General features: G+C 40.1%; 18 protein-coding genes. 8 read left to right on the top strand and 10 right to left on the bottom strand.

The window, feature by feature from the left end:
* Window positions 1–42 precede the first annotated feature (42 nt).
* Entirely contained in the window at window positions 43–627 is a 585-nt protein-coding gene (locus tag H5079_RS13385) for a DNA-J related domain-containing protein (protein WP_182684268.1), read from the top strand.
* A gap of 30 nt (window positions 628–657) precedes the next feature.
* Here the strand turns inward: H5079_RS13385 and dbpA are convergent, their stop codons facing one another.
* Window positions 658–2,046, bottom strand: coding sequence for an ATP-dependent RNA helicase DbpA (dbpA, locus tag H5079_RS13380; protein ID WP_011326836.1), 1,389 nt, complete (start codon window positions 2,044–2,046; stop codon window positions 658–660).
* A gap of 184 nt (window positions 2,047–2,230) precedes the next feature.
* Between dbpA and H5079_RS13375 the strand changes: the two genes are divergently transcribed.
* Complete coding sequence (locus H5079_RS13375; RefSeq protein WP_182684267.1) at window positions 2,231–4,306, top strand: TonB-dependent siderophore receptor; 2,076 nt, start codon at window positions 2,231–2,233, stop codon at window positions 4,304–4,306.
* Between the two features lie 88 nt (window positions 4,307–4,394).
* Here the strand turns inward: H5079_RS13375 and H5079_RS13370 are convergent, their stop codons facing one another.
* Window positions 4,395–5,300 (bottom strand): DUF808 domain-containing protein, encoded by a 906-nt coding sequence (locus H5079_RS13370; RefSeq protein WP_011326834.1) that lies wholly within the window; start codon window positions 5,298–5,300, stop codon window positions 4,395–4,397.
* A 140-nt stretch (window positions 5,301–5,440) separates the two neighbouring features.
* On the opposite strand from H5079_RS13370, the gene H5079_RS13365 reads away from it, so the two are divergent.
* The 4 genes from H5079_RS13365 (at window position 5,441) to H5079_RS13350 (ending at window position 8,749) form a co-directional block, all read left to right on the top strand.
* Window positions 5,441–5,722, top strand: a complete 282-nt coding sequence (locus tag H5079_RS13365) for an MliC family protein (protein WP_011326833.1) — start codon at window positions 5,441–5,443, stop codon at window positions 5,720–5,722.
* Window positions 5,723–5,882: 160 nt separating this feature from the next.
* Complete coding sequence (gene ubiD, locus H5079_RS13360) at window positions 5,883–7,349, top strand: 4-hydroxy-3-polyprenylbenzoate decarboxylase (protein ID WP_011326832.1); 1,467 nt, start codon at window positions 5,883–5,885, stop codon at window positions 7,347–7,349.
* A gap of 100 nt (window positions 7,350–7,449) precedes the next feature.
* A complete protein-coding gene (fre, locus tag H5079_RS13355) occupies window positions 7,450–8,163 on the top strand; it encodes an NAD(P)H-flavin reductase (protein ID WP_179807250.1) in 714 nt (237 codons plus the stop codon).
* Window positions 8,164–8,338: 175 nt separating this feature from the next.
* On the top strand, window positions 8,339–8,749 hold the full coding sequence (locus H5079_RS13350) for a CBS domain-containing protein (RefSeq protein WP_011326830.1): 411 nt from the start codon (window positions 8,339–8,341) through the stop codon (window positions 8,747–8,749).
* 96 nt (window positions 8,750–8,845) lie between these two features.
* Here H5079_RS13350 and add read toward each other — a convergent pair whose 3' ends face one another.
* The 8 genes from add to cyaY form a co-directional block, all read right to left on the bottom strand.
* Window positions 8,846–9,847 (bottom strand): adenosine deaminase, encoded by a 1,002-nt coding sequence (add, locus tag H5079_RS13345; protein ID WP_011326829.1) that lies wholly within the window; start codon window positions 9,845–9,847, stop codon window positions 8,846–8,848.
* A gap of 127 nt (window positions 9,848–9,974) precedes the next feature.
* Window positions 9,975–12,665 (bottom strand): CHASE domain-containing protein, encoded by a 2,691-nt coding sequence (locus H5079_RS13340; RefSeq protein WP_182684266.1) that lies wholly within the window; start codon window positions 12,663–12,665, stop codon window positions 9,975–9,977.
* 49 nt (window positions 12,666–12,714) lie between these two features.
* On the bottom strand, window positions 12,715–13,821 hold the full coding sequence (locus H5079_RS13335; RefSeq protein WP_011326827.1) for a heme biosynthesis HemY N-terminal domain-containing protein: 1,107 nt from the start codon (window positions 13,819–13,821) through the stop codon (window positions 12,715–12,717).
* Window positions 13,818–15,668 (bottom strand): uroporphyrinogen-III C-methyltransferase, encoded by a 1,851-nt coding sequence (locus H5079_RS13330; protein WP_011326826.1) that lies wholly within the window; start codon window positions 15,666–15,668, stop codon window positions 13,818–13,820. The genes H5079_RS13335 and H5079_RS13330 overlap by 4 nt, the downstream gene beginning before the upstream one ends.
* A complete protein-coding gene (gene hemC, locus H5079_RS13325) occupies window positions 15,668–16,606 on the bottom strand; it encodes a hydroxymethylbilane synthase (RefSeq protein ID WP_011326825.1) in 939 nt (312 codons plus the stop codon). Before hemC ends, H5079_RS13330 begins: the two co-directional genes overlap by 1 nt.
* A gap of 36 nt (window positions 16,607–16,642) precedes the next feature.
* A complete protein-coding gene (locus H5079_RS13320) occupies window positions 16,643–17,548 on the bottom strand; it encodes a DUF2914 domain-containing protein (RefSeq protein ID WP_182684265.1) in 906 nt (301 codons plus the stop codon).
* Between the two features lie 22 nt (window positions 17,549–17,570).
* Window positions 17,571–18,227 (bottom strand): alpha/beta hydrolase, encoded by a 657-nt coding sequence (locus H5079_RS13315; RefSeq protein ID WP_041454309.1) that lies wholly within the window; start codon window positions 18,225–18,227, stop codon window positions 17,571–17,573.
* Window positions 18,224–18,547, bottom strand: coding sequence for an iron donor protein CyaY (gene cyaY / locus H5079_RS13310; protein WP_011326822.1), 324 nt, complete (start codon window positions 18,545–18,547; stop codon window positions 18,224–18,226). The genes H5079_RS13315 and cyaY overlap by 4 nt, the downstream gene beginning before the upstream one ends.
* Window positions 18,548–18,694: 147 nt before the next feature.
* Between cyaY and H5079_RS13305 the strand changes: the two genes are divergently transcribed.
* Window positions 18,695–18,889 (top strand): LPS translocon maturation chaperone LptM, encoded by a 195-nt coding sequence (locus H5079_RS13305; RefSeq protein WP_011326821.1) that lies wholly within the window; start codon window positions 18,695–18,697, stop codon window positions 18,887–18,889.
* Window positions 18,890–20,143 carry a diaminopimelate decarboxylase gene (gene lysA / locus H5079_RS13300; protein WP_011326820.1) on the top strand — a complete coding sequence of 418 codons (1,254 nt, stop codon included), beginning with the start codon at window positions 18,890–18,892 and terminating at the stop codon, window positions 20,141–20,143.
* Window positions 20,144–20,198 lie beyond the last annotated feature (55 nt).

The following is a 20,198-nucleotide window of genomic DNA, read 5'->3' as shown; positions in this document are numbered from 1 at the left end:
TGATAATTTACCCAAGATACACTAATAACTAGATTGTAAACAATGCTTAACCCACTGATAGATGAGATTTTTGAGTTACTTTTGCAAAAGAAAGTATGGATGGTACATACTTTAGCAGCAGAATTACAACAACGTAAAATGATTAACACGCTTGATGTTGCCCCTGATCGTGATTTATTCAAACGTAACTTTTTAATTATGAACGCGCTTTATCAGCTACAGCAGCAAATTATGCCTAAGCAGCAACTCCTTATTAGTGGTTTACAAATACAACTTATTACCACAGCCAGTAACACCCTCATAAAAAACACCGATCCGCTACGAGACTACTACCTTGATTGGCAAAACTTTGAAACCTCTAGCGCCGAAATCGATACTCTTTTAACCCAGTTTTGGCAGCGTTTTACCAAACACAGTAAATCTGCACAAATAATAGATCTAGACACTCATAAACAGCTATTAATAAAGTGGCAACTATCTCAGCAAAGCACGCTAAAAGAAGTACAAAAGCGTTGGCGGCAACTGGCGTTACAGTGTCACCCAGATAAAGCAGTTGGTAATGCAGAAAAATTTAAACAGTTAAAGTGTGAATATGAGCAGCTTAGGGCAAGCTGCTCAATAGATTAGTAATTATTGAATTAGTTATTCAATACACTATTAGCACGTAAGGCGACGAGCGCGTATTTTACGGCCTTTAATATTGCCTTCGGTTAATTTACGCAGTGCCGGTTTTGAAGAATTACGCTCTACGGCAACAAACGCAACGTTGTCGAGTACGTTTATTTTACCAACTTGACGCCCCGCAATACCGTCTTTACCGGTAAGTGCACCTAAAATATCACCTGCGCGTACTTTTTGCTTTTTACCAGAATCAAGCATTAAGGTTACCATTTCTGGTTTGTATGGTGGTTTTTCTAATAAGCTAAACGATGGCATTGGCTCTGGGATCACATCGCGCTCATAATGGTCACCAATTTGTGCAATTTTAAATGCTTCTGCCTCACCATAAATAGAGCATGCAATACCCTTTTTACCCGCTCGACCGGTACGACCAATACGATGCACATGTGTTTGTGTGTCGTGAGCTAAGTGATAGTTAATCACCATATCCATATCGTCAATGTCTAAACCACGCGCGGCCACATCGGTTGCCACTAGTATTGATGCACTTTTATTAGAAAAATGAATTAACGTACGCTCACGATCACGCTGCTCTAAATCACCATGTAAAGATACCGCACTAAAGCCTTCATCAACTAAATCATCACACAATTGCTGTGTTTCTACTTTAGTATTACAAAACACGACACAGCTTTGCGGGGTAAATTTAAGCAGCAATAATTTAAGTGTTGGGTAACGTTGTTTATTGTTATCCATTTTATAGAAGTATTGCTTAATAGTGCTTTTAGCTTGCTCTTCTTCTACCTTAACCATTACTGGATTGCTAAGCACACGCTTTGCAACAGCTTCTATTGCACGTGGAAACGTAGCGCTAAATAGTAATGTTTGGCGGTTAGTAGGAATACGCTCAATAATTGCATCTAAGGTATCTTGAAAACCCATATCTAGCATTTGGTCGGCTTCATCTAATACGAGCGTTTCTACATCATCTAAACGCAAAGTACCTTTACGAATATGATCGTCAACTCGCCCCGGTGTACCAACAATAATATGTGCGCCATGTTCAAGTGAGCCAATTTGTGGACCAATTGATACACCACCACATAAAGTAAGTATTTTAATATTATGGATGCCACGCGCTAATTTGCGCATTTCTACAGCTACTTGCTCTGCCAACTCACGTGTTGGGCACAATACTAAAGATTGAATGCGAAAACGTTTTACGTTTAATTTAGCCAATACGCCTAAGCTAAACGCCGCAGTTTTACCTGACCCCGTTTTTGCTTGAGCAATAATGTCTTTTCCAGCCAGTACTGGCGGTAAACTTTGCGCCTGAACAGGTGTCATGTGGGTGTAGCCGAGTGTTGATAAGTTATCAACTAACCCAGAAGGTAAAGCCAAAGATGAAAAAGCAGTTGTGGTCACAGTAAATCCCAATACAAAAAAATAACATGGGGAAAAGCCCCACTCAATATGCTGCTAATAATAGCAGAATTCCTAATTGGCAACCATTAAGCATTATAAAAAAACACACTAAAAGGCATTGCAAATGATACTGGTTTTCATTAAGATTAACTCAGCATTAATACTATCAACCCGGAAACAACTAATGAAACTAAGCCCACTTTTTATCGCACTGCTAGCAAGTACTACTGCGAGTGTTTATGCAAACGCAACAGATATAGAACATATAGAAGTAAAAGGAAGTTATTTTAATGACTATAAAGTAGACAATGCTAATGGCGCAATGAGAACGTCAGCTTCGTTACTTGATACCGCACAGTCGGTTACCGTTATTACCGACACCATAGTAAATGAACAACTCGCAACTACGTTAGGTGAAGTACTTACTAACGATGCCAGCTTAACGCCAGGTTCAAAGCAACGTAACCGTGAAGTATTTAATTTACGTGGGTTTGAACTGAGTTCATCTACAGGTTACTTGCGTGACGGCCATCAGCACTGGTCGCACTACCAACAACCTATCGAAATATTACAACAAGTTGAAGTTATTAAAGGCCCATCAAGTATTTTATATGGCCAATCGGGTCCTGGTGGCTTGGTTAATATGGTCACTAAAAAACCCACGTCACAAACATTATTTAAAGCCAGTGCCGATGTTGATCAACATGGTTCAACTCGCTTTATGCTGGATGCGGGCGGTGCACTTACTGAGTCGGAAGATTTACGTGCTCGCGGTATTTTAGTAAAGCAAGATGTTGATTATTGGCGTGAATACCAAAATGGTGAAAACCGTGAACGCGATCGCTTTTTAGGTGCATTAATTGTTGATTACGATATTAGCGATAACGCCTTAGTACGCGTACATTACGACCGCACAGATGACGAAGCCGGTTTAGATACGGGTGCCTGGATTGATAGTAATGCCAATGTAATTGGCGACGATAAAACAATTCGCGATATGTCTTGGGCGTTTACCGATATAACGGTAGAAAACCTAGGTGTTGACCTAGAAGTGTTTTTAACCGAAAACTGGCAAGTAAAACTTGGTTACAACGAGCAAACATTTGAGCGTCAACGTTTTGAGTCATCGCCTAGTAAACCAAGTAACTTTATCGAAGGTGATAGCTACGCGTCACGCCCTTACGATCGTTTTGATGATTGGCAGTTTAAAACCGCCTTTGTTGACTTTATTGGTGAATTTGAAACCTTTGGTATTCAGCACCAATTTTTAATTGGCGCAAATTCGCTTGATTATTATTATGGCCAATTAAAAACTAATGCCGAATCATTTGACTTTAGCGCCGGGCAAAACGAACCATTTCGCCCAGCTATAAGCTATAAAACAGATGACACTGTTAGCTCATCTGCTTATGACTATTACGGTATTTACATGCAAGATCTCATTTCGTTCTCACCAGAATGGCAGTTATCTTTAGGCGGTCGTTACGACAAGCAAAGTAAAGAAAATAGTAATAATGAATCGTTTGTTCCTAAAGTGGGTGTGCTATATCACCCTAATGCCTCGGCCACTATTTACGCTAGTTACTCTGAAGGTTTTGAGCCGCAAAACGAAACGCTAGTAAATACAAACGATGTTAATAATGGCATGAAGCTCGATGCGATTACCTCTGAGCAAAAAGAAATTGGTATTAAATGGCAGCTGTTTGACGATCGATTAATGCTCAGTGGCGCATTATTTGATATTAGCAAAACAGGCACTTTAGTGAGCGAAGATCTTGTAAACCCTGTTGATAATATAACCAGCATCACTACTCAAGCTGGCGAGCAGCGCCATAAAGGCTTTGAATTAGCGGCGCAAGGTGCAGCAACTGATCGCTTATTTGTAATGGCATCAACTATGTACTTAGATGCCAACTACGAGCGCGACGCAACATTGCAAGGTAAGCGCCCTACCGATGCCCCTAAATGGTCTGCATCACTTTGGACGCGTTATGAATTAAACGACGTAATTGCATTAAACGCAGGTGCATTTTACGAAGGCGAACGCTTTGCCGACAATGCCAATACCGTTACTAAAGATGCCTACACCCGCGTAGATGTGGGTGCAACGTATAAAATAAACTTAAACAATACCGACGTTAACTTACGCCTAAATATTGAAAACTTATTTGATACAAACTACCTAGCAGGCGGTGGTTTAAATAATGTAACCATAGGTGAAGGCGCGAGCGTACGCTTAGCAGCACAATTTAGCTTTTAATTAATACAGCCCATACACATTTAACTGTATGGGCTTATTTAACTATACGGTTGTTAAACAGGCAATAATTGTAAGGTGTGAACTAGCGCTATTTTTTGAATATTTTTAAATAAGCTAAATGCCCAAGCACAACAACTAAGCCTGCTATAACACCTAATAAGCCATCAAATATAAGTGGTGCCAGCACTTCACCTGTAGTACCTACAATTGTTTGCCCATAATTGGTTACCGCTATTTGAATATGATGCAAAGCTTTAATGCCATGCACTAAAATGCCGCCGCCCACTAAAAACATTGCAACTGTACCCGCAAATGCTAAAAACTGCATAAGCCGTGGTGCTGCCGCTAACAACCCTTTGCCTAGTATTTCTTTAAATTTATTAGCCGATAGCTTAGATTGATTAAGTAAATATAGACCTGCATCATCAAGCTTCACAATTCCTGCAACTAAGCCATAAACGCCAATAGTCATAATTATGGCAATAACACACAATACCAATGCCTGATTTATTAATGTAGCAGCTGCAACTGTGCCAAGCGTAATTACTATGATCTCAGCAGAAAGTATAAAGTCGGTTCTAATCGCACCTTTAACTTTTTGCTTCTCGTATTCTACTAGGTCTAATTTGTCGCCCTCACTTTCGCTTTTATCATCATGAGGCAAAAACTTGGCAAATACTTTTTCTGCGCCCTCAAAACATAAAAATAATCCACCTAACATTAATAAAGGCGTAATTAACCAAGGTAACCACACACTTATTAATAACGCCGCAGGTACTAATATTGCTTTATTTAAAAACGATCCTTTTGCTACCGCCCACACCACAGGTAGCTCACGCTCTGCAGCTACACCGGTAACTTGTTGAGCATTAAGCGCTAAGTCATCACCTAATACACCCGCTGTTTTTTTTGTAGCAACTTTACTCATAGTTGCAATGTCATCTAGTAGCACAGTAATGTCGTCTAATAAGGTTAAAAGATTAGTACCTGCCATATAAATACCTAGCTTAAAAATAATATTATTAACATAACTTAAAGCCGCATTTTCACCAACGGTTAATTTTGCTTTGCTATGCTGATTAAAATTAATACGCAAATATCGATAATTACTTGCTGTTTGCACTGGAGATATAAATGAAAGCGCTGCTGATAATCGCATTAACTGTATTAGGCTTATCTGCTTGTAATGAGCCCACAATTAACACTCGTTATCTATGTAATCAAAAAGAAGCCACGCTTAGCGTTATCAATGAGCAAACAGCAGCACTAACACTTAATAATAATACTTATCAACTTAGCCGAGAAAAAAGCGCCTCAGGTAATAAATACATAAATAAAAATGTGTTGTTTTGGAGTAAAGATAGCGAAGCCATGCTTATTATTGAAGGGACAAAATACCACTGCCTACAACAGTAGGTAGTACAATAAAACTAATAAAATTAAACCGTGATAAAGCAAGTTTAGTGATACAAAGTAACTGTATTTTTCCAAGTGCTAATAGCTAAGTAACTGAGCATGCAATTTTACGTTACTTGGGTATAATACTTTTAACTTTATTGCTTAATAGCGGCCCACAATGAAATACAAAGATCTTCGTGATTTTATCGATTTACTTGAAAAAAGAGGTGAGCTTAAACGCATCACTCAAGAAATCGACCCGTATCTTGAAATGACCGAAATAGCCGACCGTACATTACGTGCTAAAGGCCCTGCGTTATTATTTGAAAACCCTAAAGGTTACGATATTCCGGTATTGGCTAACTTATTTGGCACACCCAAGCGTGTTGCCATGGGTATGGGCCAAGAAGATGTAAGCGAATTACGTGAAGTTGGCAAGCTTTTGGCTTTTTTAAAAGAACCAGAGCCACCAAAAGGCATTAAAGAAGCGCTAGGGCAAATACCTGTTTATAAACAAGTACTTAATATGCCAGCAAAAGAAGTAAAAAAAGCCCCCTGCCAAGAAGTTATTTTACAAGGTGATGAGGTCGATTTAACTAAGCTGCCTATTCAACATTGCTGGCCAGGTGATGCTGCACCGTTAATTACTTGGGGCCTTACTGTTACTAAAGGGCCTTATAAAAAGCGCCAAAATTTAGGAATATACCGCCAACAACTGTTAGGCAAAAATAAAATTATTATGCGCTGGTTGTCTCACCGTGGCGGCGCGCTTGATTTTCAAGAATGGTGTAAAGAAAATCCAGGCCAACCGTACCCGGTATCTGTGGCATTGGGCGCCGATCCGGCGACTATATTAGGTGCAGTAACCCCTGTACCCGACACATTAAGCGAGTACGCTTTTGCAGGCTTACTGCGCGGCAGTAAAACTGAAGTAGTTAAATCAATATCAAACGATTTACAAGTACCCGCAAGCGCCGAAATAGTACTTGAAGGCTACATAATGCCAGGTGAAATGGCACCTGAAGGTCCGTATGGCGATCACACTGGATATTATAACGAAGTTGATGACTTTCCGGTGATGACAGTAACCCATATGACCCACCGTAAAAACCCTATTTACCACAGTACCTTTACCGGCCGCCCGCCTGATGAGCCTGCTATTTTAGGGGTGGCATTAAACGAAGTATTTGTACCTATTTTACAAAAACAATTCCCTGAAATTGTTGATTTTTACTTGCCACCAGAAGGCTGCTCGTACCGCATGGCTATTGTTACCATGAAAAAACAATATCCTGGTCATGCAAAACGCGTAATGATGGGAGTGTGGTCTTACTTACGTCAATTTATGTATACCAAGTTTGTTATTGTGTGCGATGACGATATTAACGCCCGAGATTGGGAAGATGTTATTTGGGCAATTACTACGCGTATGGACCCCGCTCGCGACACCACTTTAATAGAAAACACACCAATTGATTATTTAGATTTTGCGTCACCGGTTTCTGGCCTTGGCTCTAAAATGGGTATGGATGCAACGAACAAATGGCCTGGCGAAACAAACCGTGAATGGGGCGAGCCGATTGAGATGGATAAAGCCACCAAAGATCGCGTAGACGACATTTGGCAGAGCCTCAACATTCTCTAATATCCTAGACCAATAGGCTATAAAACAACCCTGCAGATATGCTAGAATCAACACATTCTATTGCGTATCTGCTATGAAAAGCGCTGCTAAAAGGTAAAAAATGCAAACATTAAAAGCTGAAGTTGTTGCTATCAGCCCACTTACAGAATTTGTTCATAAAGTAATTTTAAAACCACAACAACCGGTTTCGTTTGAAGCAGGCCAATACATGCATCTTGTATTGAGCGAAAATGACAAGCGTGCATTTTCGATTGCCAGCCGCCCTTCACAATGCGATCAAATAGAGTTACATATTGGCGCTTCGGGAACCGATACATATGCAATGCAGTCGCTTGAACATTTACGCAATGCACTTAACGAAAAGCAGCTAATAGAGATAGAAGCAGGCTTAGGTATATCGCAACTTCGTTTACAGTGTGAACGTCCAATTATTTTACTTGCTGGCGGTACTGGGTTTTCATATGCAAAATCAATGGCTGATCACCTAGCTGAAATTAGCTGCGACCGCCCGGTATTATTATACTGGGGCGTAAGAGAAGAATCGGCACTTTATGCACACCGCGAAATGCAAGTGTGGGCCGATAGCCACAAAAACTTTCAGTTTATTCCGGTAGTAGAAAACCCATCGGCTGATTGGCAAGGACATACCGGTTATGTACACAAAGCCGTAATGCAAGATATAGTATCGCTAGCGCCTTACGATATTTACATGGCTGGACGTTTTGACATGATAGGCATAGTTCGTGACGATTTTATTGCTCATGGTGCTATTCGCGAAAACATGTACGCAGATGCGTTTGCATTTATTAAATAATTGCACTTAACGCTCTCATTTCAAATATTAAGGCATCTAAATAGGTGCCTTAATTGTTTTTATAACAATAAATAATTAATAGTTAAAATCTATCAACATCATCAACATAAACAATTTCCTAAAAGTCGATCTATAAACCATACTTTGTATAGAACATTCAGCGGGAGAGACCCATATGCTAAATACAAAAGTAAAAGACTTTATGCAACACAAGTTGCCAAACATTACCCCAGATACCGAAATGACCACTGCCATTGCAGAGCTGCAAAAATTTAAATTACTTGGTGCCCCAGTATTCGATAGCAATAAATTTTTAGTTGGCTTTATCTCTGAGCAAGAGCTGCTTAAACCACTCATGCAAAGCAGTTATTTTTGTGATGGGGTGGTGAAAGTATCGCAACTAATGCAAACAGAAGTCGTGACTGTAAATGGCGACACCAACATTATTGAACTTGCTGAGCAAATGAGACCCGGTAAACCGAAAAACTACCCTGTGGTTGACGGCGAAAAAGTAATAGGAATGATCAGCAGAGCCGATATTCTCAAAGCCCTTTACGATAACTACCTAGCTTGTCAAACACACTAAAAACACTAATTTATAAATACTTCACCTGAACTCTGGTTGCTTAGATACAAAAATGCCGCTATTAATAGCGGCATTTTTTATACTAATAATATTAAATTAGCGCGTACTTGCCATTGTTAGCAGTGCTTTTTTATCGCTGTAACTTAAGTAGGCTATTTCAAGCGCATTAGCTTGCGCTTTTTCTATATCGGCTTGTGATAAACCAGCTTGTGGCGCTGCCACTAAGTATTCGTGTTCAATTTCAATACCTTCAACCGCTGGATCATCGGTATTAATACAAGCCAAAATACCATGATCTAAAAACTGTTTTAGCGGATGCTGAGCTAAATCATTTACGGTACTGGTTTGTATATTACTAGTTAAGCACGACTCAATACCAATACGCTTATCGCGCAGATAGTTCATTAATTCAATATCTTCAATTGCTTTAACGCCATGGCCTATACGGCTCGCACCTAGCTCGTTAATTGCTTGCCAAATACTTGGGGCACCTAGTGCTTCACCGGCATGAATTGTTGCTGCTAAGTATGCGTCGTGTACTTGCTTAAAATGCTCTACAAATAACTCACCCGGAAAACCAATTTCATCACCGGCTAAATCTACAGCCACTAAATCGTCTTTAAAAGCGAGTAAGGCATCAAGCTCTTGTTGGCAAACTTTTACGCCATAAGTGCGTGATAAAATACCAATTAAATTAGCTTTTACATTAGCGCCTTTGGTTGCCGACTTAATGCCATCAATTACCGCCTCAACCACACCTTGAGGGTGTAAACCTTGGCTTTGTGCCATGTAGTAAGGGCTAAAGCGCAGCTCAACATAATCAAGCCCTTGGGCTTGTGCATCTTCAATATTTTCAATCGCTATACGTCTACAAGCATCGTAGTCACCTAATACAGTTACACCCCAATCTAATTTTTGTAAAAATGCCATCAGGTTTGGCTCAGGATCAATGACTTGTACATGAGGGATAAGTGCTGCAACGTTATCAGCAGGCAAAGTTATATTAAACTGACGACCAAGTTCTAATATGGTTTGCGCTCGTACATTACCATCTAAATGGCGATGAATATCTAGCAAAGGTAGTTTTCTATTGATCATAGTAGCAACTCAGTTAGGTTAAAATTGCGCGCATAATACGCAGCTATAGTAATAATTCAAGTCTAGTTTATTTAAAATATACTTTTGAGGCCATATGTCTGCTTTTTATGCAAAAAAGCAGATGATTTTATTTTTCTATCGCCGCTAAATAATGCCAAAGAGCTTTAAACAAAATATTCGCATCTATTGGTTTCGTTATATAGCTATTCATTCCACAGGCAAGCGCTTTTTTAACATCGTCATCATGGGCATTAGCCGATAAACCTATAATAGGCAAATCTAATAAGCCTAGCTCATTACGTATTACCTTGGTTGCTTGTAAGCCGTCCATTTTGGGCATTTGAATGTCCATAAGGACAATGTCGTAACTTTTTTCAGTTAACATTTCAATTGCGGCAAAGCCATCATTAGCAATATCAGCAACACACCCTTTGGTTTTTAAAATGGCAGTGGCTACATGTTGGTTTAACGGGTTATCCTCAACTAAAAGTACTGCGCTGTTCGCAAATGATACGTTTTCTATTTCCACGTCACTAAAGCTTTGCTCACTTTTCTCTACTTTAGGTAAAGGGGAGTTAAGCGGTAAACTAAAGGTAAATGTTGAACCTTGCCCTGCAGTGCTTTTTAAATCTATAGCGCCACCCATAAGCTCAACTAGCTTTTTACAAATACTGAGGCCCAACCCTGTACCGCCATATTGGCGTGACGTAGAGTTATCTGCTTGAGCAAAAGGCCTAAATAATTTCTTTTGTGCCTCTTTACTAATACCAATACCTGTATCGCTTACACTTAAATAGGTCATGGTTTTCGATTGCCAAATTTTCAGTGTAATACTCCCTTGAGCAGTAAATTTAACCGCATTATTGAGTAAATTTAGTAGCACTTGCTTTAAACGAATAGCATCGGTGTTAATCATCAAGTTTGTATTTTTATCATAATCTAGCTTTATTTCTAACGACTTAACATTTACTTCAAATTGTATTAAGTTAATTATCTCTTCAGCCAAGCGCCCTATATCTACGGGTTCTTGCATTAAATCAAGTTTACCTGCCTCCATTTTAGAAAAATCGAGTAAGTCATTTAATACTCTAAGTAACACCCCTAACGCACCATCAGCTTGCTCTATGTAAGTACGGGCTTGTTGCCAATCATTTTGTTGTAACGCTAAGTAGTGTAAGCCTTTAATACCATTAATTGGCGTGCGCACTTCGTGGCTCATATTCGCTAAAAACTGGCTTTTTATTTGACTCGCTTCATCAGCTTTTTGCTTTCCTTGGCGTAATGTGCGCGTTTGCCTAGCAACTTGCTCGCGTATTTGAACATTTGTGCCTGTAACAGAAATTAAAAATGCTACCAGTAACCAAACAAACAGCATCCCCACTATTTGTGCCAACCAATATATTAACCAGGAGGTTGTAACTAAGGGCTCGTGTAACTCAACCTGCCACATACGGTTACCAATGAGTAGCTGGTAGGACTTTAACAAGTCCATTGACTCGTTGTTGGCAATATAAATAGCGTGGGTATTATTGGTATTGTTAATATCTAAAAAGCTTGCTGTAACTAAGTTTTCATGATCAAAAAGCAACGACTGCGATAGTTTTTTTAAGCTCACTACCGCAACGGCAAAACCTTTAAAGTCATCTTCAGTCTCTATACTTCCAAATACAGGATGCAAAAATAACACCCCTAACTCAGCCTGATTTTGCACCAACTTAACCGGTTGGCTAATGACCATTTCGTTAAGCGTTTTTGACTTATTTAATGCCTCTTGCATAAAGTCGTTTGATGCTAAATCAAAGCCAATAGCATCTTCATTGCCTTTTAATGGGTATGCGTACCTAATTGGATAATATACATCTCGCTCAGCAACGGCTTGCCATTGGTTGGTTGGTGATTTTTCTTTTACAAAAAAATGTTCAACATCGGCTAGTTGCGTCATTTGTTGATATTCTAACAGCGCACTTTTAGGAACATACGGTACCCATTCAAACGCCAATATTTCTTCGCTGTAGCTTAACTGTTTTGCCGTAAATTGCCGAAACTCTTTAAAGCTCACATCTTCACTGCTCGAAAAAAAAGTAGCCAGTAAAGCCAAGTGTGCAGAGATTTCATCTAATTTATGAGTAATTGAGTCTTGTACAGCTAATGTTTTTATCTCTTGTTTTTGAATGTTTTTTTCTTTTTTAACACTGGCAGCACCATAAAAGCTAACACTAATAAGAATGTAAATAAGTAAAGAAGGCAGGATAACTTGTAGCCGGTATCGCATCACTGAGTAATTAAATGCAGCCAGCATCAATGGCGTAAAAATGAGCACCCCAATACTGTCGCCAATCCACCACGCAATAAAACTATCTAGCGCGGCATGTTGAGCAATTATATTATTAAAAACAAGTAAGCTGGTGCCGACACTAGCACCAATAATACAACATACAGGGCCGGCTATAATTAAGCTTTGTACACTATGTTTTAGTGACGATAAATCGAGGGGGGCTTTAATAACTTTAATTATTATTTGCGCGCCAAGCCATGCTTGAAAAACAACAGCGATAGCAATTGCAGCGGCTTGGAAAAAAACTTGCCAGTTTAATATATCAACAACATTATCAAGGTGAATTAAGCTAGTAAGTAATGCACCAACAAAAATACCTAAAAAAGACTTACGGCCCCATAACAAAAAGCTTGCTACAGCTATGCCCGCAGGGGGCCAAGAAGCCACAGCGAAACCATCTATAGCAAGCAATAAATTACTAAAATAGCCTGTAATAAAGTAAGCGCAAGCTAAGCTAAAAGACAATTTAAACAAACCTTTCATCGCCTTTTGCTCCTTGCAATATTAAATGGTGTTTATTAAATGTAACTCATTATTTATAAAGTACCAATGCTTTATCTAGTTGTGCACTTTTTTCATAACTTAACTTTGCTTGCTGCATATATTGTTTTTTATTTTCATTATTTAGTGCTTTATCAAACACCCTTGCCGCTAGGTCGTAATCACCTTGCGCATTAGCAAGACAAGCCAAAGCGAGCAGTAATGAGTTATTTTGCTCATCTTTTTTAAGTCGATCTTGAATACTCGTTTGTAATTTACGGGCATTTGCCGTTGTTGCTTTACTTAATATGTTAGCTAATTGTGCATGTTGTTCTTCATGCTTAACCATTTTTATTAAGTCATTTTCAATTACGCTTAACTGCCCTGCAGCAGCCATTTGCGTTAAATAAGCGCTGTAGGCGTAGCTATGTAGCTTTTTAGGTAACTGCTTATATTTAGCTGTTACTTCATCAACAGGAAATGAGGCAAAATAGGCATTAAAAACGCGATGCCACTGCTCATTTGTTAGTACTTTTTTGCGTAAAAGACGCGGTAAAAATGCTTCTAAAGCACTAAAATGTTGTTGCTGCACTAGCACTTCGGTGTAAATTTTTAGCTCAAGTGCTGTCGCTTTTTTCGATTCTGCAATAACCCGTAGTTGCGACTCTATAGCGCTACTATTACCACTAGCTAGCCATAGTTTTGCTACTTTTAGTTGCTGCTCTGGGTTTATATCAAATAAGTACTCAAGGGCTTTGTCGGTTTGATTATTAGCTAGTGCCGCCTTAGCAAGCAGTGCTAAACGTATATCTTGATACTGATCGGGTACCTTGCTAGATAGCGCCTGCTCTATTTGTGCATAGTCGTCATTAATTACACTCCATAGCGCCTGCTCAATTGCAGCTTGCTTGCGCCCTTGGCTACGAGCAAAAAAACTATGCTTAGTATTGCGATAAATAGAGAATAAATAACGCACGAGTTTATAGGTTAAATAACTAACGACTAATACTGCGATTGTTAGCACGGCAAACGAAACTATTGTGCCTTCAATTGTGGTGTTGTTAAACGAAATTAGTACATAGCCTTTTTCGTCCAATAAAAAAGGGGCTGCTGCTAACACCACAACAAGTGCAATAATTAAAATGATCAACCCTATCATTTTGCCCACTCCTTAACTTGCTGCGTGCTTTGTAAGTTTACTTTAGGGTTAAAGTTTAGCTGCTCTTTTTCTAGATTAGACAGCGACTTTAAAACCATTTTTGTAACATCATCATCTTGTTTAAAGTATTCAGCCACTAAACGTTTTGCTTCGCTTAGTGCTGCAAAGTAAACACTGGCGTGCTTGCTCAATAATGCATCTTGCGCTTGCGTTATATAAAGCTTAACTCTTTGATTTACCAGGTGTCGCTGTTGTTCACTTAATAATGGCTCTATAGCAACGCCTTCACGATGACGAATAGTAATAAAACCATCTAAAAATTGATCCCAACTATTTTTTAAGTTTTGCTGCCAATCGCTAAGATCTTCACTTAATACCTTGTCATCAATTTTTGCTACTTCTTCAGGCAGGTTCACCGCATTAAATACCAATTCATCAATATTTTTCAGCACACTACTAAGCTGTAAATAAATAGCTTCAACGGCAATTGGTTTTATGGCATCTAAGGTTTGTATATCTTGTGTAATGGCTTGGCGCACTGTAATAGTACCGGGGTGATCGCTAAGTAAAGCATCTAAACGTTTTAATACAGCGCTAGTTCCTTGATAGTCGTTTTCGGCCCACAACTTAAACTCAGCCATGCGCTGCAAGCTGGTAACTTCTTGTGGATTTAAAGACGAGCCTTGCTGCTGCGCTTGTTGTAAGGCAGCCTTTAGTTCTTGCTGGTTTTTTGTAGTACTTTCGCGCATTGCAGCTGTTACTTTTTGCTCAGACGTTAATAGTGTCTGTTGCAAATTAGCTTGAGCTAACTTAAGTGCTTGCAGCTCTTGTTGTAGTAATTTATTTTGCTCATTTAACTGATTAACAGCTAAGCTTTGCGTCTTGCTCGCGTTGAGCTTTTGATAAAACTCAAAGCCAACTCCAGAGGCAACAATTAGCGAAATAATAAGTGCTAAGCTCCCGACTTTACTTACTCGTTGCTTAGTATTGTCAGCCTTATCAGTTGCTTTAAGCGTATCGCTTTTAGCCGTAGCTTTGCCATTGTTGGCTGTTGCATTAGTCGTTTTTTGCGCTGCTTTATCTACCGTTGACGGTACTGACTGTTCGCTCATTTTGCTACCTTGCTGATTAATGCAGGTAAACATAGCGTTATCGCTAGCTCCTGCTGCAATATGTATATTAGCCGAACTTACCTGATGCTGCTGTAAATAAGCGCCTATACGCTCACTAGCTACATAAAATCGGCACTGTTGTAACCATTGTCTTTGGGGTGCAGCAAGGTTTTTAAAAATAGCATCAACCGCCGCATTACTTGTTATGACTATACCGTGTACATTCTGGCTTTGCCAGTGGTCTATCCAGTTGTTAGGCTCAGGGTCTATGGGAGTACGCTGATACACTACGCAGTTATTTAAAAAGGCACCACGCTGCTTTAGTGTTTTAGCTATATCAGGACGTCCCCCTATTCCTTTAACCAATACAATATTACAGCTATCAACATCGGCAAGCGATTTAAGCGCTAATAACCCCTCTGAGTCGTGCTGTTTAGGAACAGCCGCTCGCACGCCAAACACCTCATAAATAGTGTCGGCTGTTTGTTGGCCAACCCCATAAAATTGCGCTTTTATATTAATATCTGGCTTTAATTCACTCAGCGCCAAAACTGCATCTTGCGACACAAAAATAATTTTATCGGCATTAGTTAATGGGCTGAGCTCAATACTATCGGGGGTTAAATACTCTATTTTTAATACGGGAAATAAAGACGCTTGATAACCCGCTTGCTCAAGTTGTTGTGCAAGGGCTGCGCCTTTTCCTTGGGGACGAGTTATCAAGATATTTAACATTACGCGTCTCTATATACTTCAGCTAATATTCTGTCTGCACCTTGAGCCAATAACATTTTAGCCAGCTCAACCCCTAGTTTTTCTGCGTCATTAACGTGGCCGCTAACTTCATCACGTAAAATTTCGCTACCATCGATTGCGCCTACTAAACCACGTAAGTGTACTTGATCGCCGTTAACTAGCGCATAAGCACCTATTGGCACCTGACACCCACCTTCTAAATGGCGGTTCATTGCGCGCTCGGCATTTACCCGAATACGTGTTTCGCTGTGCTCCAGTGGAGCAAGTAATGCTTTTATTGCTTCGTCATCAGTACGACACTCAATACCTACAGCACCTTGTCCATTGGCAGGCAATGACACTTCAGGCTCAATATAAGCACGAATGCGGTCTTTCATTTCTAAACGGATCAAGCCTGCTGCTGCTAAAATAATTGCGTCGTATTGGCCTGAATCTAATTTTGCTAAGCGTGTATTTACGTTACCGCGAAGGTCATGAATTTTTAGATCTGGACGTGATGCGCGTATTTGACACTGACGACGTAAGCTTGAAGTGCCCACAATTGCACCTTGTGGCAGCTCGTCAATATTGGCAAAGTTATTTGATACAAAGGCGTCACGTGGATCTTCGCGCTCACAAATAGTGTGTAGTGTTAACCCTTCTGGAAACTCTACAGGCATATCTTTCATCGAGTGCACGGCCATATCGGCCAACCCTTCTAGCATGGCTTGTTCAAGCTCTTTAACAAATAAACCTTTACCACCAATTTTAGCTAAAGGGGTATCTAAAATAATATCGCCTTGGGTCGACATAGGCACTAATTCTACTAAAATACCTGGGTGATAATGCTCTAATTGCGCCTTTACAAATTCAGCTTGCCAAAGTGCCAATGCACTTTTACGAGTAGCAATACGCACTATATTTGTTGTTTGGGTCATAAAAAATACTCACTTAATAATTGCAATTTAGCTGGCTCAATCAGCTAATATTCTAAATTCTTTTTGAGCAATTAATTGGCCTTGCTCATCAATTACATCAACCCGCCATTGGCCTATTTGCGAGTCCATTATATTCTTGGTCGAATACGTACGATAACGAGAGGATGTTATATCTAACTCAATTTCAGCCACAATATCATCCTCAAAAAACCATACATGCTTTACCTGTTGGCCTTGTAAGTTTTTTAGCTCACTAAAAAACGATAACGTCTCGTCAAATTGACTTAAACGAATATCTGCAGCAAATACATTTACCGGCTCTCGCTTGCTTACTTTACGTGTAAGCACTGCTCGGCTTATTTTATCGGTATCTATTTGCGCGCCAAGTGCCACACTCGCTAGCTGCGCTAAAGGGGCAAAGCCCTGCGTGCTAGAGAGTGCAGTATCACTAATAGCGGCAACATCTGTATCAACTAATAAATCGGTAGTAGGTACTTGCTCAATATTAACTGGCTCTGGTGAGTTGTTTTTAGCCTCAGCTTGCGGGATTACGGGTAACTCTGCCGCTGCTACTTTATCAGGCTCTGCTACTTTTTGCTCTGCAACTAAATTAATAGGCGCAACTAACAACTCACTTTCACTGTTTTGTGACGCAACTGTTGCCGAGGTACTTAGCTCTACTTGCGTTGTTTGTAATGAAGTAACAGCACGCTGGCTTATATCGTTACTTTGCGCCAACACTCTATCCTCTGGCTCATTTGGGTGTTCGTCCTGCTCGGCACTAACGGCGCTAGTTAAGCCATATATAACGGCAGCAGAGGTCATGAGTAGCAGCATAGAAATACTCACAATACGACGCCAATTCCACTCGTAGGTTAGTGTAGTTACACTTTCTTGTGGTTCGCGTTTAACATTTGCTTTAATAACTATTTTTTGACTCATTTTAACCTCAGCGGCTCCATTATTAGCTTAAGCGAGCAATTAACCAATGGCGAATAGCTTGCAGTTCTTCTGCGCAAACCTGGTGAGCCATAGGGTACTCTTGCCAGCTTACATCCATGCTAAGTGCTGTTAATACTTCGAACGCACTTTTACCTGCACTAGGCGGTACTACATTATCTTGACTGCCATGCGCCATAAAAATATTTAAATCTGTGTGTAGTGCTTCATCTGCCAGCTTTTCTGGTACACACATATAGGTTGAAAGCGCCATTACACCCGCCAGCTTTTGCTCAAAACGTGGGGCTAAATGCAAGGCTACAACGCCACCTTGGGAAAAACCCGCTAAAATAATTTTATCAGCAGCAATACCATTGGCTATTTCTTGGTTAATAAGTTGCTCTACTTTAGCGGCAGAATCTCTTACACCTTGCTCATCGGCACGTTTATCTAATTCTATTGATTTAATATCATACCAAGAACGCATTTCCATGCCACCATTTATGGTGACCGGTTGCACAGGCGCGTGCGGAAAAATAAATCGCAGCCCTAGTTCATTTGGTAATTGTAACTGTGGTGCTACGGGTGCAAAACCTTCCCCCGAATCACCTAAACCGTGCAACCAAATAACGGTTGCTTTATGCTCACCTTGAGCCGGATATTCTACAAACTCTAAACTCATAACGATGATTGCCATTTAACGTCTTGGCCAGCTTGGCGAGTTGATGCCTCGTTAATAAACTGCCAAAACTCTGCGCCAGAGCGATTATCTATCCACTTATCACCACGTAATTCAAAATGATGTCCGTTAAACTTAGTCGCAACCCATACTTGGTGTAAAGGTGCTTGCTTGTTAATCACAATTTTACTGTTGTCAGGAAAAATTAGTTCTAAAATACCTTGTGCCGACTCATAATCTAAATCTGCTTCACAATCATCAACTTGTTCTTCAATTGTGAACATAAGTGCTTCGGCTAATTGGTGATATTCATGATCAGTCATGGTTAATTTCCTTTGCAGGCGAGCCGCCTAATAGTGGGTGCGTTTTTGTACAGCTAGTGTAACAGGAATAAAATCATCCGCGAATAGCTGCATTTTTTAGATATTCTGTTACTCTGCGATTATAAAGCCAGCAACACTATTAATCTAATGAAAGCGATACATACTTCACAATTTAAGCAACTATTAATAAGCACTGTACTGCTAAGCGCATTAGCTGGCTGTGGTCAAAGCGGTCCGCTCTATTTGCCAGAGCAAAAAGCAGAACAAAATAAACCTCAAGACGTAGCTAATCCAGCAACTCAAACTGAGCAAACTAATACACCTAAAAAGCAGGAGCAATAAATGGATTTTTTTAATTATAAAAACAATCAATTATTTGCTGAAGACGTAAGCATTGCAAGTATTGCTCAGCAATATGGTACGCCATGCTACGTTTATTCGCGAGCCACCTTTGAGCGCCATTATTTAGCCTTTGCTAATGCTACTAAAAACCATAAATCCCTGGTGTGCTACGCCGTTAAAGCCAACTCTAATATTGCGGTACTCAATATATTAGCGCGTTTAGGGTCGGGCTTCGACATTGTATCTAAGGGTGAACTGGCGCGAGTAATTAAAGCCGGTGGCGACGCCTCCAAAGTGGTGTTTTCGGGTGTGGCTAAAACAGCAGACGAAATAGCCTATGCATTAAAGCTCGGAATTAAATGCTTTAATGTTGAGTCGGTCTCGGAGCTAGAACGTATTTCAGAAGTGGCCTGTGAGCTAAATTTAGCAGCGCCTATTTCTATTCGCGTTAACCCCGATATAGATGCAAAAACGCATCCGTATATTTCTACCGGCTTAAAAGAAAACAAGTTTGGTATAGATATTCAAACAGCTGTGAGCGTGTATCAGCATGCCGCTTCACTGCCTGGATTAAACATTATTGGCGTTGATTGCCATATTGGCTCGCAACTCACCGAAACCAGACCTTTTCTTGAAGCACTTGATAAGCTACTAACGCTAATAGATGAATTAAAAGCGTGTAACATCGAGCTTACCCATTTAGATATAGGCGGTGGTTTAGGGGTAACTTATAATGACGAGCAACCTCCGCACCCTAGCGAATATGCAGCGCAAGTTACTGAGCGCCTAGTTAATTATCGCCACCTTGAGCTTATATTTGAACCCGGTCGCGCCATTGCTGCTAACGCAGGAGTTTTAGTTACTCAAGTTGAATTTATTAAACAAAACCAAGATAAGTACTTTGCTATTGTTGATGCAGGCATGAACGACATGCTGCGCCCAGCGCTTTATCAAGCATGGCAAAAAATCATTCCGGTATCGGTACGCGACGACGAAACCCCTACTCATAACTTTGATATTGTTGGCCCTGTTTGCGAAACTGGTGACTTTTTAGGTAAAGACCGCGAGTTAGCACTTAAACAAGGCGACTTACTGGTACAAAGAAGTGCCGGTGCTTATGGCTTTACTATGAGTTCAAATTATAACTCTCGTCCGCGTGTTGCAGAAATAATGGTAGATGGCAGTCAACATCATCTTATTCGCGAACGCGAAACCATAGAGAGCCTGTATCAAGGTGAGAAAATTTTACCTTAAACGTTTTTGTAAGTCCCTGCTCTGTGGCATGATTAGCGCAGAGCAAAACCGAATT

The organism is Pseudoalteromonas sp. SG44-5 (assembly GCF_014164175.1).
GTDB lineage: Bacteria > Pseudomonadota > Gammaproteobacteria > Enterobacterales > Alteromonadaceae > Pseudoalteromonas > Pseudoalteromonas nigrifaciens.
The sequence above is the reverse complement of the archived record's forward strand: the minus strand, read 5'-3'. Positions and strand labels throughout refer to the sequence as shown.

Bases quoted from the DNA above. Each gene is read 5' to 3' on its own strand.
- H5079_RS13385 (WP_182684268.1), top strand. From the start codon at position 43: ATGCTTAACCCACTGATAGATGAGATTTTTGAGTTACTTTTGCAAAAG.
- H5079_RS13375 (WP_182684267.1), top strand. From the start codon at position 2,231: ATGAAACTAAGCCCACTTTTTATCGCACTGCTAGCAAGTACTACTGCG.
- H5079_RS13370 (WP_011326834.1), bottom strand. From the start codon at position 5,300: ATGGCAGGTACTAATCTTTTAACCTTATTAGACGACATTACTGTGCTA.
- H5079_RS13365 (WP_011326833.1), top strand. From the start codon at position 5,441: ATGAAAGCGCTGCTGATAATCGCATTAACTGTATTAGGCTTATCTGCT.
- ubiD (WP_011326832.1), top strand. From the start codon at position 5,883: ATGAAATACAAAGATCTTCGTGATTTTATCGATTTACTTGAAAAAAGA.
- fre (WP_179807250.1), top strand. From the start codon at position 7,450: ATGCAAACATTAAAAGCTGAAGTTGTTGCTATCAGCCCACTTACAGAA.
- H5079_RS13350 (WP_011326830.1), top strand. From the start codon at position 8,339: ATGCTAAATACAAAAGTAAAAGACTTTATGCAACACAAGTTGCCAAAC.
- add (WP_011326829.1), bottom strand. From the start codon at position 9,847: ATGATCAATAGAAAACTACCTTTGCTAGATATTCATCGCCATTTAGAT.
- H5079_RS13340 (WP_182684266.1), bottom strand. From the start codon at position 12,665: ATGAAAGGTTTGTTTAAATTGTCTTTTAGCTTAGCTTGCGCTTACTTT.
- H5079_RS13335 (WP_011326827.1), bottom strand. From the start codon at position 13,821: ATGATAGGGTTGATCATTTTAATTATTGCACTTGTTGTGGTGTTAGCA.
- H5079_RS13330 (WP_011326826.1), bottom strand. From the start codon at position 15,668: ATGTTAAATATCTTGATAACTCGTCCCCAAGGAAAAGGCGCAGCCCTT.
- hemC (WP_011326825.1), bottom strand. From the start codon at position 16,606: ATGACCCAAACAACAAATATAGTGCGTATTGCTACTCGTAAAAGTGCA.
- H5079_RS13320 (WP_182684265.1), bottom strand. From the start codon at position 17,548: ATGAGTCAAAAAATAGTTATTAAAGCAAATGTTAAACGCGAACCACAA.
- H5079_RS13315 (WP_041454309.1), bottom strand. From the start codon at position 18,227: ATGAGTTTAGAGTTTGTAGAATATCCGGCTCAAGGTGAGCATAAAGCA.
- cyaY (WP_011326822.1), bottom strand. From the start codon at position 18,547: ATGACTGATCATGAATATCACCAATTAGCCGAAGCACTTATGTTCACA.
- H5079_RS13305 (WP_011326821.1), top strand. From the start codon at position 18,695: ATGAAAGCGATACATACTTCACAATTTAAGCAACTATTAATAAGCACT.
- lysA (WP_011326820.1), top strand. From the start codon at position 18,890: ATGGATTTTTTTAATTATAAAAACAATCAATTATTTGCTGAAGACGTA.